This is a genomic window from Dorea acetigenes, assembly GCF_025567385.1.
GTDB lineage: Bacteria > Bacillota > Clostridia > Lachnospirales > Lachnospiraceae > Claveliimonas > Claveliimonas acetigenes.
In genome coordinates, this window is record NZ_JAOQJU010000026.1 from 31,976 (window position 1) to 48,308 (window position 16,333).

Here is a 16,333-nt window from a genome sequence, read left to right on the forward strand (position 1 = left end):
GTTTTAACTTAAAGTTTAAAGTATCTTGTGAGGTAACCTGTATGTATAACAGCCAGCTAACGGTTTTTGTCTGTGTTGCAGACTGCGGCAGCTTTTCAAAAGCAGCGGAAAAGCTGTTTATCTCCGCCACTGCCGTGATGAAACAGATTAATTCTTTGGAGAAGCATTTGAACTTAAAATTGATAGAAAGAACACCCCGCGGAATCCTTTTAACCCCTGCGGGCGATGTGATTTACCGGGACGCCAAATTTCTCTTTGACTATTCCAGGCGTTCCATAGAAAACGCAAGACAGGCCATGAATGTCTGCGACACTACCTTCTGTGTCGGAACTTCTCTGCTGAATCCGGCAAAACCTTTTATGGATTTATGGTACCGCGTCAATAAAGAATTTGCGAATTACAAGCTGCATCTGGTTCCTTTCGAGGATGACCATGAAGGCATCCTTTCCGAAATCGCACAGCTTGGAGAAAAATTTGATTTTCTTCTGGGCGTCTGTGATTCCAAGCTCTGGCTCGACAAATGCAATATGCTGCCTTTGGGAAGATACAGAAAAATGTGTGCAGTCTCCAGAGAACATCCACTGGCACAGAAAAAGCAACTTGAAATTTCCGATCTGTATGGCGAAACCTTGATGATGGTAAAGCAGGGAGATTCCGAAGTGAACGACCGCATCCGTGAAGATTTAACCCACAATCATCCTGCGATTCAGATTGAGGACACACCGCATTTTTATGATATTTCTGTTTTTAACCGCTGCGCGGAAACCGGGAATGTCCTTTTAATTCTGGAATGTTGGAAAGACGTCCATCCCGCACTTGTAACTATTCCGGTAAATTGGAATTACAGTTCTCCCTATGGACTTCTGTATGCGCTGGAACCACCGGAAGATGTGGCAAAATTTGTAAATGCGGTAAAAATCTTAAGTTAAGCGCAAGATATCATACTTATATTTTCAGGAGAACACTATAAAAGAGTAGCAAATAATGCGATTTCCCGCATACATTCGCTACTCTTTCTATATTGTTATTTCATCCACCTGCACCATCATAATAACCACTTGACAAATAAGAAAATTAGGCTTAGAATTGCTTAGGAACCTAAGAAAGGAGGGCCTTATGATTTCCTTTACCCAAAATGCGACAAGATATATTAGCAAATTATCCAACAAACTGCGCAGAAAATTTGATATGCTTTCTTCACGGAAGGAATTTAGCGGATCACAAGGCAGAACACTTCGCTTTTTGCTTTCTCAAACAGAAGATATCTACCAAAAAGATATTGAAGAAGAATACAGTATACGTCCGTCTACCGCAACGCAATTGTTAAAGCAAATGGAAAAAAACGGGCTTATCATCCGCGAACCGGAAGCTTATGACAACCGATTGAAAAAGATTGTTGTAACAGATAAAGCCTTGCTGTATAAACAGCAGGTTATAGAAGATTTGACAACATTAGAGGAAACGCTTATAAAGGGGATTTCGGAAACGGATTTGCAGGTCTTTTTTAGAGTAACTGAAAAAATGATGGATAACCTGTCTGAATGAAAATTTTAGATGCGTTATCCCTTATTTTTGCACAAATACTTAGGAAACTAACTTACAAAGAATGAAAGAGAGGTACACCAAATGAATGAAACAAATGATTTTTCAACGGGAAAATTATTTCCTATGATTTTAAAGTATTCTATTCCGGCAGCTATTTCGCTTTTGATTACAGCAATCTATAACATCGTTGACCGAATTTTTGTGGGGAATTTTAACGGCACCTCCGCATTGGCCGGATTATCAATCTGCTTTCCTCTTTCCTACATGATGATGGCTTTCGGGCTTACCTGCAGTGCCGGCGGTTCTTCTCTGTTCAGCTTATTTGCAGGAAAAGGCGAACAGAAAAATATGAACCGTTCCTTTGGAAATGCGTTGCTATTAGTTGTTGTTTTTGAGGTTTTTCTGTCTGTATTTTTGCTTATTTTTTCAAATCCTATCCTCAAAATATTCGGAGTAACAGAAACGGCATACGAGTATGCGCTCGCATATTATCGAATTGTTACACTAGGCTGTCTGTTTCAGGGACTTACACAGGTTTTTTGTGATTATGTACGTGTTTCCGGAAGGCCTGTTCTTGGTATGTGTGTCACAAGCATCGGTGCCATAACAAATATTATCCTTGACGCAGTGTTCGTAGCCGTTTTAGGCTGGGGCGTTACAGGAGCGGCCTGGGCAACGGTAATAGGGCAAATTCTTTCCGCTCTATTTGGTGCCTTCCTTGTTTTGAAAGGTTACACAAAAGCAGGAATCAAAAAAGAAACCTTTTCTTTTGATTGGGGACTTTCCAAAAAAATTATTTCCTGTGGTTTTGCCTTTTGGATTGCACAAATGGCTATGGGACTAATCAGTCTTGTCTATAACAGTCAATTGGGTAAATATGGCGGAGATACCGCTATCAGCGTGTATGCTGTGGTTGCAAGTATTATGACTTTCGTAATCATGCCTGCAAGCGGTATCAGCCAGGGAATTCAACCGATTGTCGGCAATAACTTCGGCGCAGGGAATTATAAAAGAGTTATGGCGGTCTTATATCAGGCCTCTGCCCTCTCAGTTGGTATTACCTGTATAATCTGGCTCATTGTTATGTTGTTTCCGGAAGCAATCCTGTTAACTTTCGGCGCTTCTGAAAAAATGCTGGAAATTGGCGTTACCGGACTGCGAACAAACTTTTGTATTACACCGATCCTGGGATTTGTAATGCTTGTAACGACGTTCTTTCAGTCTATTGCAAAGCCAATCCCCTCAATCATAATTACATTTTTAAGGCAAATTCTATTCTTAATACCGTTCATCTATCTTTTCCCAATGTTTTGGGATATTAACGGCATTTTTGCAGCGCAGCCTGTCAGCGACGCATTGGCGCTGATACTTTCCGTTGTTCTCGTCATTCGGGAAAAACGGCAGCTTTACCAAATGGCGGATGTTTCGCCTGAAAATACTCTTATCACGGAATGAAAAATGTATTATGACACGGAAAAATCATATTGCTATGAATTGAATTTCAATGGAAAACAAAGAGCCCTCTAATTTTGCAGATATCGAGCCATTCATCCTCTCGGTCAGCCCCTTTGCAATTGAGAGGCCAAGACCTGTAGATGCATGGGTTCTGGCGGAATCTGCTTTATAAAACCGGGTAAAAATTTGGCCGATATCAATCTCACCCGGGTATTGGACATCATTGAAACACCGAAAAACAATGTTTCCATCCTGCTTCAGCAGTTCTAGTTCAATCCGGGTGTATCCATGTTCCAGAGCATTTTTAATAATGTTCTGGAGCGTCCTGCGAACTGCCTCATAATTTCCATTCATCAATAAATAACCTTCGCAAAAATCAATCCTGGGTTCAATGCCTTTTTTCTGAAATTCATCATAAAAAGAAAACACTGTACTATACACACATTTTCCAAAATCTAATGGCTCCATCTTCAGCTCATAGATTTCATTCTGAAGTTTTGTATAAGTAAAAAGCTCCTCCAGCATATCCTTAAGACTGGCTATACGGCTTTGAATGACAGCAATATAATGCTGCCGCTCTTCTTCAGAATTACTCTGGGCAAGCAGCTGAAAATAACCATCCATAGAAGTCAATGGTGTTCGGATATCATGCGATAAATTTGTGATCGTTTCTTTCAGGCTTTCTTCACTCTGTCTGGAAGCCTTCTGTACTTCAGAGGATAAATCCAGAATATCGTTGATACCATCAGCCAAATCACCTAACTCCTTAAACGGGAAGTCCGTGGTAAGACGAAGGTTTGTCTGGTGCTCTTTCAGAAACGCCAACTGGCGGCAGGTCTTTCTGACCTGTCGCCGATAAGCCATAAATATCAAAATTGTAACAATTGCTGCGACTGCAGCAATTATCGTCCATACAGCCATAACAGACTCCTATCAAATATCTCTTTTCTTCATCGTTACCATCGCCAATACAATAGAAAAGATGACAAATACTATTCCCACAACAGCAGCGCGCACCAGGACCTCCTGGGCGGAAGCCACGTCAATCATCCTTATATTGCTCTCCATCACATAATTGTTTATATCAAAATTCCAGTGCGGCTTCACATTCGAAATCAATTGATTTACACCGGAATACGGGATGGCAGTCAAGCCTGAACATATCATAATACCGGCGGCCATACTGAACGCTGTACTCCGCGTAAGTACGGTAAAAAACATCGTCAGCGCAGCAAGCCCTAAGTGGAGCAAATATTGAACGCTTAAAAGCTTCACCAAAGGAAACATAGACGCCAGATATACTTTATCACTCCAAAAAAGCAGACCTGCGGTTACAATTACCACAGAGAAAACAGCCATCAAAACAAAAATCCAGGCAGCAATTGCTATAAACTTTGACAAAATCAACTTTCCCCGCCACGGAAACTGCCCTGCAATATTTTTGATAAACCCATTCTTTTGATCAGCATTTGCAAACAATGCGGCAAATATTACGCACAAGATTGCCATAAGCCCACTTTGCATTTCTACACTGATTAAATCTCCAAGCTCAATTTTTCCATCTGCCCATTCCTCATTTCCTGTTACATAAATGCCGGCCTCCAGCCCTGTCTGCGATTCATCCGTTTGTTCCTCAATCACAAGCCCCACCGGCGGTTCCTCCTTTGATGCCTGAATATCAAGATTTGTCATCACAATACTGAAGATTGCAGCAGCAACAGTAAAAAGAAGAATTACCCACGCAAACATCGAATGTATGAGACGGTGTATTTCCATTTTTAATAAATTAAACATTTGCAGTACCTCCCGTTAAGTTCAGATAATAATCTTCAAGTGCTTCATTCTTTACAGTGATTCCCATTGTCTTCACTCCATTCCCGGCAAGTGCCATGGTAATATCACCACCATCATTCAGCCGCTCGAAAATTTGAATGGTATCAGCATCAACAACCTTGTATTTTTCAATCCCCATACCTTCCAATACCGTACAAGCTTTCCGGGTATCATTTGTTTTCAGTTCAATACGCTCACTGCATTTTGAAAGCAGTTCCTCACGAGTCATTTCCTGCAGTAGCACGCCGTCATGAATCATGCCGTAATTTGATGCAATCTTTGATAACTCTTCCAGAATATGACTGGAAATAATAAAGGTAATATTTTTCTCCTTATTGAGTCTCAAAAGTGTTTCTCTTATTTCCGCAATCCCCTGCGGATCCAAACCATTAATCGGTTCATCCAGAATAACCAAATCCGGATTACCAGCCAACGCCAGCGCAATGCCCAGCCGCTGCTTCATGCCCAGGGAAAATTTCTTCACCTTCTTTTTGCCGACATCTGCGAGTCCGACTGTTCTCAGAAGCTCATCAACTGTTCCTTTCTTCCGTACACCCACTGCCAGACATTTCAGCCTGAGATTTTCTGCCGCAGACATATTCGGATAAATCCCCGGTTCTTCAATGAGCGTTCCTACACGGGACATATATTCATATGAATCCCTGCCTGTTTTGCCAAATAATGAAAACTCTCCCTCCGTAGGCGCAGCAAGTCCGCTGAGCATTTTCAAAATGGTTGTCTTGCCTGCACCGTTGCGTCCTATCAGACCATAGATGTCCCCCTGACGGATATGAAGATTCACTGCGTTAACCGCTTTATGCCTGCCATACTGTTTTGTCAGTCCATTTGTAGTAAGTAAGTACTCCATTTCATAACCTCCTTTACTTTATGCTCTTAGTTTATAAGGAAGCTACTAATGAAACGCAAAGTAAAGTTAAAGAAAAGTTAAAGTTATTTTGCCAGCCGGAATCCAATCCCCCACACCGTCTCAATATATTCTTCCGGGCTCACCGCTTTCAGCTTTTTGCGGATATTGCTAATATGCACATTTATCGTCTTATCCTCTCCTATATAAATACCGTCCCATGCATAATCATAAATATCCTGTTTTGAATATACCCTATTCGGGTACGTAAGCAAAAGTTCCAGTATTTTAAATTCCTGTTTTGTAAGAACAATTTCCGTCTCGTTCACAAAGGCAGAAAAAGAATCTTGATCCAGAACCAGATCTTTATAGCGGAGCATCTGTTTCGGCTGCCCTTCCTTATCGGAAAAACGCCGGATTTGTACGCCGACTCTTGCAACCAGCTCCTGGATTTCAAAAGGTTTCGTCATATAATCTTCCGCCCCCAGCGTCAGAAGATTTACTTTGCTGTCCAGGCTGTCTTTTGCAGAAACAATTATAACAGGAATCTGCTGTTTTTCTTTGATTTTAGGCAGCAGCATTTCTCCGTTCATCCCAGGAAGCATCAAATCAAGAATTACCAGCGCAAATGCTTCCCTTTCCATATACAACAGTCCTTCCGTACCGGAAAAAGCCTGCGTACAGCTATATCCGGACTTTTGCAAAGCCCTCGCTATCACATGATTGATGTCCGTGTCATCTTCTATCACCAGTATCTTTCTCATTTTCATCATCTCCTTTTCATCCCGACACAACGCTTCTCTTCCACTGACACCCCTTCATGATTCAGAAGCCACACCTTCTTCGCAATCCCTCCACCGTATCCTGTCATGCCGCCATCTGAACCGATCACACGATGGCAGGGAACAATGATTGATACAGGGTTGTGCCCCACTGCGTTTCCGACTGCCTGTGCAGACATCTTCGCCTTATTCCGCTTTTTTGCCATTTTCTTTGCAATTTCTCCATAAGTAGTTGTTTCTCCATAAGGAATCTCACAGAGCAGTTTCCAGACTTCCTTCCTGAATTCTGTGCCGGAAAGCTGCAGCGGAAGTTCGGAAATCTTCGGCTTATCCCCCGCAAAATAGCGATCCAGCCACTCCTTCGTCATAATAAAAACCGAAAGCTCCTCCTTTGGCTGCATTCCTTCCTTCACAGCATCTGTAAATCCACTCTGTCCTTCTATCCATAATCCGTTCAAATGTTCTCCGTCGCTTACCATGATCATTTTTCCCACAGGGGAATCATACACTTCCTGATAATACATATCCGTCCCTCAATTCCTGTTTTCTACTGCCGCATGTCTCAATTATACGCCCGCGAAAAAATATTATCAACATACAAAAGCCATGGCTCCCTTTTACGAAAGCCATGGCTTCTTCTTTTTATTTCTCTATCTGCCTGTATTATTCTGCTGCATCGGCACTCTCTTCCGGTTCTTCTGCAGACGCATTGTGAACCTCATACACAGTGGCTACTACAGTCTCCAAATCTGTGTGTAAATCAACATCTTTGTCAGAAGCAATTGCCAGATCCTTCACAAAAATCGTATCACCCACACGCATATTGCTTACATCGACTTCTACTTTTTCAACCAATGCGTCAGGAGCTGCCTTGTACTCAATCTCATGCAATAACTGTTGTAAAACGCCTGTCGTCACTTTGTCATGATGCAGAAGGACAACCTCGGCAACAGAATGTACCTTTTCACCCTTGACCAGAGCCTGAAAATCAATTTCATCTACCTGGCCCTTCAGCGCATTAAACTGGATATCCTTAAGTAATACATCATACTTTTCACCTTCTACATCCAGCATAATCTGACTGCCTTTGCCGTGCTCTTTCAGAAGTTTATCAACTTCTTTTTTGTCCAATTTCAGCGGTATAGATTTTTCAATTTTCTTTCCAAATAAATTTCCTGTAACAAATCCTTCCCGTCTAAGTCTTTTTGCTTTCGTTTCCAAGTTTCTTTTTTCAGCTTTTAAAGTATTCATTTATCTTTTCCTCCTAAAACTGAATGCTTAGCGGGCCTGTTCCATCTCTTATACAGCAGGTCCAGTTAAGTATTTCCTTTTTTGTTACATATGTATTATAACACCGCAAACAAGAAAATACTGCACAAACTTGCATCTTTTTTACGGGAAATTTAAGTATCTTTTCATAAAAAATCTAATTATCATACAACTTCATAAAACGCTGAATAATTGTAGCGCATTCTGCACGGTTTGCATTTCCCTGCGGGTCAATCTGCGTTTCGTTATATTTTCCGACGATAATACCGTTGCCTACAGCCCACCGCATTGCTTCTTTTGCAAATTCACTGACTGCTGACGCATCCTGGAACTTGCTGAAATCTGCTTTTATACTGGTGTCATACTCTTTGTAATTTGCATAACGGTACATCATAACTGCCATCTGTTCACGGTTAATTCTATCAGAAGGTCCGAACAATTTGGTGTCATCGTACCCCTTTACAACGCCTGTATCCGCCGCCCATAAGACTGCATTTGCAAACCAGTCCGTCTTCAGAACATCCGGAAAGACATTTTTGTACTCTACTGCCGGTGTACCGTTTATTCTATAAAGTGTCGTTGCAAACTGGGCGCGCGCCAGCGTATCATTCGGTCCAAAATGTGTGCCTGTAAGGCCGGTCATAATCCTATTATCATAGACATACTGTACCGCATCCTCAAACCAGTCGCCTTCCCTTACATCATCGAATATGTCTTTTACCCGTTCTTTAACATCCGGTTCAAGATCTGGTGTTGGATCTGGTGTTGGATCTGGTGTTGGATCTGGTGTTGGATCTGGTGTTGGATCTGGTGTTGGATCTGGTGTTGGATCCGGCGGAGTAACAGGTTTCTCTTCCAAGGCAGACTGTGCCTCTGTCAGTACTTGCAACACTCTGTTCACTTCTTTCTGCGTTGCATCCTCCCGGCCATTTACTTCGACTGCTGCCTCAAGTGCTTTTTCATATGCGCTCCAGCTTTCTTCCGTATATTTATCCTTGTCGGATGTCGGAACTGCATTTTTAATAGCTTCCATCAAAGATGTCTTGTCCGCCGGAATTTTCTCGTAAACTTCAATCTTATCTACCGTAATCGGTTTGGTTCCGGTTACACGCACCTTTAACACATGTTTACCGTTTTCCAGATTTCCCGAATCGTAAAGGAGAACCTGATTCGCTCTGGAAGCGCTGTAAAAATCTACCATCGTCTCTTCGCCATCGTCAATGGAAAATGCCCCGATACCGTGATGAGCCGCCACAGAAGCATAGTACTTCACAGAAGTGCCTGTAAAAGCAAAGGTCAGATATTCATCCTGCACATCAGACCATTTTTCATCTCCCTGATAGCATCCTTCCGTCAATGTAGTATCCCACTCTCTGCTTGCATAATTGATTTGGAATTCGCCGGTTCCCATATCTGAATCATTTACTACCTTTTTAGGCGCCGTATAATCAAAATCAATCACTACCCGGTCAGCATTCACATAATATCCGGAAGCACTTGCATTCTTCTCTCCGGTTACACGTACCTTCAGCACATGTTCCCCGTCGTCCTTCAGAAGTCCTGAATCAAAGAGCAGCACAGAACCCTGTCTGGAAGCTGAATAACAATCTACCAGCACTTCTTCGCCGCCATCAATGGAAAATGCCGCAATTCCGTGCGCCGGAGCCTTTGCTCCGTAATACTGGATGTTCGGTCCTTCAAAACGGATTTCGCAGGTATCTCCTGCCACATTCGTCCAGTGGTTATCTCCCTTATATGCAGTTGACTCTGTTCCATATTCCCAGCCGGTTCCCTGGAAATTAAACTGATACAATCCGCTGCCTGCCATGCTGTCGTTAATATTGTACTGCGACGGAAGTTCCGGCTGCTCATATCCGGAACCTGTGGAAGCAGGAACCAGGTTATCTGCTTCAAATGCCTTGATTTCTACACTGCACGCAGCAGATTCCAGGCCATCGGAAACCACTTCAAATTCTGCCGTTCCGGTCTTTCCATATACGGACTGCACCAGGAATGCAATCTTTCCGCCTTCCAGCTTTACGTCTTTTTCAGAAATCAAAGTAGTCTCTGTTCCTGACTTTTGTACCACATTTACCACATTATCTGCAAACGGGACTTCATTTCCTTCTGCGTCCAACGCTGTCACTGTCACACTCGTCATATCCGTTCCGTCTGCCGTCAATGTACTGTAATCTGCCTTTGCAACCAATCTGACAGCTTCACCCGGTGTCTTCTTTACCTGTTCTTCCACTGCTTCGCCGTCAATATAACCAACTGCCTTAATCTCTCCCTCTTCATAGGAAACATTTTTAAATTCATAAATCGGATGCGGCAGATTCGTGTATTTATTCGGCGTAATTCTTCCTTTGGAAACGCCATTTACAAACAATTCTACTTCATCACAATTGCTGAATACATAGACGGTTGAAGTCGTATCCTTCGTCCAGTTGTTCGCAATATAGACCATCGGTCCGACTTCCTCTGCATCCTGCTGCGTACGGTACGCCCATGCAACCGGCTTTTCATGACGGAAAATATCATATAATCCACTGTAGAATACGTGCCCTGTTCTGGTATAATTTACTTCATTATTATAGTCAAACATGCTCCAGCCAAAGCCACCGGCTACCGTATCATTTGCATAAAAGTAATCTACGTATTTCATGAAAGAATCTACAAACTGCTGTGCCAGGGCATCAGAAGTTCCCGCAACCCCGCCGCCGTTAAACCAGCACTCATTGGAATGCTCTGTTACCAGATAGGACTTGCTGAATGTTGACAAAAGATTCTCATCTCTGTTGTTGTTCATTCCGGGATAACGATAATTCACCGTCAGAAGGTCTGTAGCAATATCCTCCAGCTTTCCATTCTTTACATGATTATCGAAAAAGTATTCCCAGCGCACGCCATGGGTAGGCCGTGTAGGATCCAGCTCTTTCGCAATTGCCTGACATTCCTGATTGAATTCCTGGACATCAGCAGTCTGTGCCTCTGATTCATTCGGCACCACGCCCCAGCTGATAACGGAAGGGTGATTCCGGTCACGCAAAATCAGTTCCCGCAAATTCGTCTTGAAATTCTCCTTCCACTCAGAGTCTCCCACATGCTGCCATCCCGGCGGTTCAGTAAATACAAGAAGCCCTATCTCATCACAACGGTTCATAAAGGCCGGATCCTGCGGATAATGCGAACAGCGCACCGCATTGATTCCATTTGCCTTAATCAGATCGGCATCCTGTTCCTGCAATTTGTCCGGCACTGCCCGTCCAATCCATGGCCACTGTTCATGACGGTTAATTCCCACAATCTCCAGCTTCTCTCCGTTCAGATAGAAGCTTCTGTTATCCGTCTCTTCCTTAAACTCAAAATAACGCATACCAAAAACAGTATCATAGGTATCAATGACCGCATCGCCGTCTTTCACAGTAGTTACTAAAGTGTACAGATATGGATCATCTACATCCCAGAGATGGGGATTCGCAATTTTATCCGTCTCAACTGTCACGGTCGTCTCTTTTCCTGCAGCCAGCTCTTCCTTCACAGGTGCCGTTGCTACAGTCTTATCCTCTTTATCCTTCACTGTAGTTTCAATCGTATAAGTCTTGTCTTGCGCCAGCTTATTGGAAATATCTACCTGGGTATTCACAACACCGCTGCCGTCTTCCAGTCCCGGTGTTGTCACAAATGTCCGTTCTACATAAACCGGTTCGGTAATTGTCATATGGACATCTCTGACAATTCCGCCAAACAGACAGTAATCCACATTGCCTCCTTCCGGCGGAATCTGCGTCTGTTTCTGCGAATCCACACGAACCGCCAGCACATTATCCTTCCCGTCTGTATATACCGCATCAGAAATATCAACGGTAAAGCCGGTATATGCCCCATCATGCTCTGCAAGAAGCTGTCCGTTCAGATAAACTTCCGCAACGGTCGCTACCCCTTCAAACTCCACCATAATATTTCTTCCCGCATACTCCTCGGAAAGTGTAAAATGTCTCCGATACCAGGAAACAAAACGGTAAGAGTCAATCTCTTTCTGAAAATCATTTCCCTTATGTCCCTGTAAAATGGTGTTAGCGTGGGGAACGGAAACCTGTTCAAATCCGGAGTCGTCCAGATTCACACTCTCTCCGTTTGAATAGTCGACACTACTGTACAGCCAGTTCGTATCAAAGTTCAGCACTTCTCTCCCGGAGGCTTCTGCCGCACTTACTTTCTGCATTCCGCTTACAGGAATACAAGTCACTGCCATCAATATGCCAAGCAGCAGAGCCAGCCATCTTCTTTGTTTCATAATTTCTCTCCTCCTTTCTCATACTTCTACATTCTATAAAATTTCCGCAAAAGTTTTAAGATGGTTTTTGGGATGGTTTTGTTTGTTTTTTTGTCATCTTTCTTGTTTCTTTATGACAGGAATACGGAAGGAAATGCTGGTTCCCTGCCCCGGCTCGCTAATAATCTGAAATTCACAGGACTCTCCATATAAAAGCTGAAGCCGCCGGTATACATTTTTCAGGCCAATCCCTTTTTCTCCCTGCTCTCCCTGACACTGCTGCTTTAACAACTCCAACTGTTCTTTCTCCATTCCCTTGCCGTCATCACTAACCTGGAAGTACACCCATTCTCCTTCCCGGGAAATCGAAATGGTAAGGCAGCTCCCTTTAATCTCCTGTTCCATCCCGTGTATGATACTATTCTCCACAAGAGGCTGCAGTAAAAAGCCTGGCATATAAAAGCCTCTCGTCTCTTCATCCACCTGGTATACAACCCTGATTTTATCTTCGAAACGGCTTTCCTGGATAAACAGATAGTTCTTTACAATCTGCATCTCTTCCTCAATCGTAACCATGTCCGCACGTTTGATGCTGGCGCGGAGTATCTTTGCCAAAGCCACAGAAATCTCTGATATTTTTTCATTTCCGGCAGCAAATCCCAGCCAGCTTATCGTATCCAGGCTATTATAAAGGAAATGAGGATTAATCTGCATTTTCAGGAAACTAATCTCTGCCTCCTTATTCTCCAATTCCAGCAGATATACCTGCTCCATAAGCTTCTGGATACTATCAGCCATGTGATTGTATGCTTCTCCAATCTGTCCAATCTCATCCTCTGTCTGCACCTCCACACGGGAATCCAGTTTCCCGGCTCCAAACTGAGACATGCTCTCCAGCAGTTCACCCACAGGTTTCAAAAGTTTCTGTATTGCTACCACAATCAGAATCAATGACACCACCAGCACGATACACAACATCAGCGCCATCTGCCAGGCAACCGTAAGAATACTGTTCCAAAACTGACTGCTGCTGACAGTTGTAACCAAGGCCCAACCGTTCTCCATTGCATCTTCTATATAATAATAGCTTTTTTCCCCGGAAACAGGATCCTTAATTGTTTGCGGAGCCTCTCTCAAGAGTTCACGCAGGTCGTACGGAAAGGTTTTTCCTAGAACATTCTCTTCATTAGATGTCACAATTGCGTTTTTATCGTTGACAAGATAAATCTTCCCTGAATAAGTGTCCGAAACTGCTGACAGCTGATTGCCCAGATATCCATTTTTACAGATAATCACCATGTATCCCAGCGGTTCCATGTTCTCCAGATTTAAAATTGCCCGCCCCATACAAATACAATGCTCTTCTCCCGCCATCCCCCATAATGAAGCTCCATTTGCCTCATAAATCGCCTCCTCTGTCATAGAATACTCCAGATACTCACGGTTGGTTGTTCCGACAAAAATTTCGCCTCCTTCTCTGGGGTAGATTCGGAAGGAAATGATGCCCTCCATATTAAAAACATTTCCTCGGACCTGCTGGGAGATTTCCGTCTCGTAATTAAAAATACTCCCTTCCTCGGACACGGCATCTGGGACAGCATTTTTTTCATTGATTATTTTCAGGTTTTCCTGCACCACCCGGTCTGTCAGAACCGACACAGAAAACTGATCAATCTGTTCCTCCATATTACGAATATTCTCAGCAGACATATCCGTAATATCTGCCATATGTGAATCCGCCTGCTGTCTGTATATATGATCAAACCTGAGAAAAAAAGAGGAAAAAAGTACAATGCCAGTCACCAGGAACAACACCATATATATATAAAATAATTTTGCCGAAATACTGCCGGATTGCTTCTTCCATTTCATAGAGACAACCCCACCTGCCCGCCTGCTGCATTTTCTAATATAACTGGAAAGCGAATATCGGAAAGCTTCTGGTCTGCCTTTTTATACTCAGATGGGCTGCATCCGAATGCCTTTTTAAACACCTGGGAAAAATACCTCTGATCGCGAAATCCTGATTTTTCACATACAATATTGATTCTTTCGCCTTCCTGAAGAAGTTTTGCCGCGTTCATCAAACGGATAGCGTTTAGGATATTCACAAAAGAATAGCCCGTCTCCTGCTTTATCTTCTTCGATACATAGCTGGTTGTAAAATAATACTTTTCGGATAATTCATTCAGAGTAATGGGCTCTGCAAATTCTTGCGCCATATCCGTAAGCATTTCCATAACAACCTTCGACACCCTTGGAAAACGATTCCGCACCTGTGTCACGGTATCAAAGGTTCCTTCACTTCTCTCGTGTTCTCTTACAAGCTGCTTCTGATAGCGTTCCTGTTCCAGTCTGTTCTTTACTTCTGCAATGGTCTGCAGGATTTCTCTTGGGCTTACCGGTTTCAATAAATATTCATATACGCCGCTGCGGATTGCCTCACGGGCATATTCAAATTCCGAAAAGCCTGACAAAATCACAATTGCCATATCAAGAGAATACTTTTTGTGCATCTGTGCCAGTTCAATCCCCGTCATTCCCGGCATACGAATATCGAAGATACCAATATCAACCGGCTGAGATAAAAGAATTCTCTTAGCTTCCGCCCCATTACTGGCTGAAAGCACCTCTTCTATCCCAATGGACTTCCAATCCAGGCTGAGCAGCCCTTTACGAATTACGCTTTCGTCATCTGCTATTAATAATCTCATTCTCTTACATCCTCCTTCTGCAAAGCATCCAGTACCGTTTTCACATCTTTCCCCTGCCCAATTTCTACGCAGCTTTGATTAAAACGATTTCCGCTGCCGGCATCTACGCGGTCAAACCATGGAGTCAATACCTTCTGTTGTTCAAAACAGGCAAGCACATCCTGACACAAGGAAGAAAGCCTGCCTTCGTCCATCCGAATATCAGTAGCGGGAATCCGTCCGCATTCATATAAAAGCATCGAAGCATTTTCCTCATTTGACCAGAACTTCAAAAAAGCAACTGCCGCCTCTACATCTTCACAATTGGATGTAACCGCATAAGAATTATCGAGAGCCCCTACTACTATATTCTGGTATTCTTCCTTCACAGCTGGCAGTATAAAACAGCCGATATTTGGATTATCAAGATTAGAAGCATCCCAGGAACCATTAAAATACATCGCTGCCTTCTCTTCTTGAAAAAGCCACTTCGCTCCACCTGAACTGAGTTCCGCGAATCCATCCGCAAAATATCCCTTTGCGGCCTCTTCCTGAAAAAGTTTTGCGGCCTCTTCCATGCCTTCATCGTTCCATCCGCGCGTCCCGTTTTTAATTCCTTCATACAATTCCACCCCGGCGATTCCATTACTCAACTGCTGGATATACTGGGATACCATCCACGCATCATCGGCAGCCGCCGCCATAGCAACCGGCGTGACGCCATTGGCAAGCAATGTTTCACAGACCTGACAGTATTCCTCATACGTCTCAGGGACTTCCAGCGAATATTTCTCAAAAATCTCCTTATTATAATACATAACGGCAATACAGCGGGCTGTCGGTATCCCATACGCTTCCCCTCCATAAGTCTCCAGCTCAAGTGTTCCTGCCTGAAAGCTTTTCTTCCAATCCGGGTCGGCATCCAGATATTCCTGAAGGCTTACAATTTTCCCGGCATTTACAAAATTCTCCAGATACCCCAACTCCCATGTATAAATAATATCCGGCTGGGTATCTGTCGCCATCATAGTTGCAAGCCTTGCTTTATACTCCGCATTGCCGACAAATTCAGGTTCAATCGTTACATCATAATTATTTTCTTCATTAAATCTATCTATAATTTCCTGATAATCGTCAACAAAAGCATCTGAAGCCGTTCCATTCAGCAATACAGTTAATACCTTCTTTTCCTCTTCTCCTGCATCTTTGCTTCCGGAATTTTCTCCTTCTTTTCCGCAGCCTGCAAGCAATCCCGCACACAGGATGCCCGCCAACCCAATCCATATTTTTCTCTTCATTTCATTTTCTCTTTTCCCATAATATATCTTTTTTAAGTATAACACACCAATTTCTTACAGACTAGAATAAACAGAAAAAAGCATGCGTGTAAACATGCTCTTTTCCTTCAGTCTTTCTATTTATATTTCTCTAAAAATCTCATAATAATAATTGCACATTCTGCGCGGCTCGTATTACCCTGCGGATCCAGGCGCCAGGTACCGTCTTCATTTTCTTTTCCTTCAATGATTTCGTGGTAGTGTCAAAAACTACCTGTTTTTTTGTACTAAAATCTAATAAAAACCTTGATTTTTAGGGAAATCTGCAATAAAAAGAG

At 43.0% G+C, this 16,333-nt stretch carries 13 protein-coding genes; 3 read left to right on the forward strand and 10 right to left on the reverse strand.

Annotated elements, in window-relative coordinates:
• Positions 1 to 41 precede the first annotated feature (41 nt).
• The 3 genes from OCV99_RS14800 (at position 42) to OCV99_RS14810 (ending at position 3,000) form a co-directional block, all read left to right on the forward strand.
• The gene (locus OCV99_RS14800) at positions 42 to 929 is read left to right on the forward strand and encodes a LysR family transcriptional regulator (protein WP_158371599.1); all 888 of its coding nucleotides are present in this window, start codon (positions 42 to 44) and stop codon (positions 927 to 929) included.
• A gap of 187 nt (positions 930 to 1,116) precedes the next feature.
• Positions 1,117 to 1,545, forward strand: coding sequence for a MarR family winged helix-turn-helix transcriptional regulator (locus OCV99_RS14805; RefSeq protein ID WP_158371601.1), 429 nt, complete (start codon positions 1,117 to 1,119; stop codon positions 1,543 to 1,545).
• Between the two features lie 81 nt (positions 1,546 to 1,626).
• On the forward strand, positions 1,627 to 3,000 hold the full coding sequence (locus OCV99_RS14810) for an MATE family efflux transporter (protein ID WP_158371603.1): 1,374 nt from the start codon (positions 1,627 to 1,629) through the stop codon (positions 2,998 to 3,000).
• A gap of 24 nt (positions 3,001 to 3,024) precedes the next feature.
• Here the strand turns inward: OCV99_RS14810 and OCV99_RS14815 are convergent, their stop codons facing one another.
• From OCV99_RS14815 to OCV99_RS14860, 10 genes are all read right to left on the reverse strand, one after another.
• Positions 3,025 to 3,921, reverse strand: coding sequence for a sensor histidine kinase (locus OCV99_RS14815; RefSeq protein ID WP_158371605.1), 897 nt, complete (start codon positions 3,919 to 3,921; stop codon positions 3,025 to 3,027).
• Positions 3,922 to 3,933: 12 nt separating this feature from the next.
• Positions 3,934 to 4,794: an ABC-2 family transporter permease gene (locus OCV99_RS14820; protein WP_158371607.1), complete on the reverse strand. Its 861-nt coding sequence runs from the start codon at positions 4,792 to 4,794 to the stop codon at positions 3,934 to 3,936.
• Positions 4,787 to 5,701 (reverse strand): ABC transporter ATP-binding protein, encoded by a 915-nt coding sequence (locus OCV99_RS14825; RefSeq protein ID WP_158371609.1) that lies wholly within the window; start codon positions 5,699 to 5,701, stop codon positions 4,787 to 4,789. The genes OCV99_RS14820 and OCV99_RS14825 overlap by 8 nt, the downstream gene beginning before the upstream one ends.
• Before the next feature lie 83 nt (positions 5,702 to 5,784).
• Positions 5,785 to 6,462 (reverse strand): response regulator transcription factor, encoded by a 678-nt coding sequence (locus OCV99_RS14830; protein ID WP_158371611.1) that lies wholly within the window; start codon positions 6,460 to 6,462, stop codon positions 5,785 to 5,787.
• 5 nt (positions 6,463 to 6,467) lie between these two features.
• Complete coding sequence (locus OCV99_RS14835; protein WP_158371613.1) at positions 6,468 to 7,004, reverse strand: methylated-DNA--[protein]-cysteine S-methyltransferase; 537 nt, start codon at positions 7,002 to 7,004, stop codon at positions 6,468 to 6,470.
• A gap of 139 nt (positions 7,005 to 7,143) precedes the next feature.
• The gene (locus OCV99_RS14840; RefSeq protein WP_158371615.1) at positions 7,144 to 7,731 is read right to left on the reverse strand and encodes a 50S ribosomal protein L25; all 588 of its coding nucleotides are present in this window, start codon (positions 7,729 to 7,731) and stop codon (positions 7,144 to 7,146) included.
• 175 nt (positions 7,732 to 7,906) lie between these two features.
• Positions 7,907 to 12,046, reverse strand: coding sequence for a glycoside hydrolase family 2 TIM barrel-domain containing protein (locus OCV99_RS14845; RefSeq protein WP_158371617.1), 4,140 nt, complete (start codon positions 12,044 to 12,046; stop codon positions 7,907 to 7,909).
• 93 nt (positions 12,047 to 12,139) lie between these two features.
• Positions 12,140 to 13,753 carry a sensor histidine kinase gene (locus OCV99_RS14850; protein WP_227191744.1) on the reverse strand — a complete coding sequence of 538 codons (1,614 nt, stop codon included), beginning with the start codon at positions 13,751 to 13,753 and terminating at the stop codon, positions 12,140 to 12,142.
• 140 nt (positions 13,754 to 13,893) lie between these two features.
• Complete coding sequence (locus OCV99_RS14855) at positions 13,894 to 14,739, reverse strand: response regulator transcription factor (protein ID WP_158371621.1); 846 nt, start codon at positions 14,737 to 14,739, stop codon at positions 13,894 to 13,896.
• Positions 14,736 to 16,016, reverse strand: a complete 1,281-nt coding sequence (locus OCV99_RS14860) for an ABC transporter substrate-binding protein (RefSeq protein WP_158371623.1) — start codon at positions 16,014 to 16,016, stop codon at positions 14,736 to 14,738. Before OCV99_RS14860 ends, OCV99_RS14855 begins: the two co-directional genes overlap by 4 nt.
• Between the last annotated feature and the right edge of the window lie 317 nt (positions 16,017 to 16,333).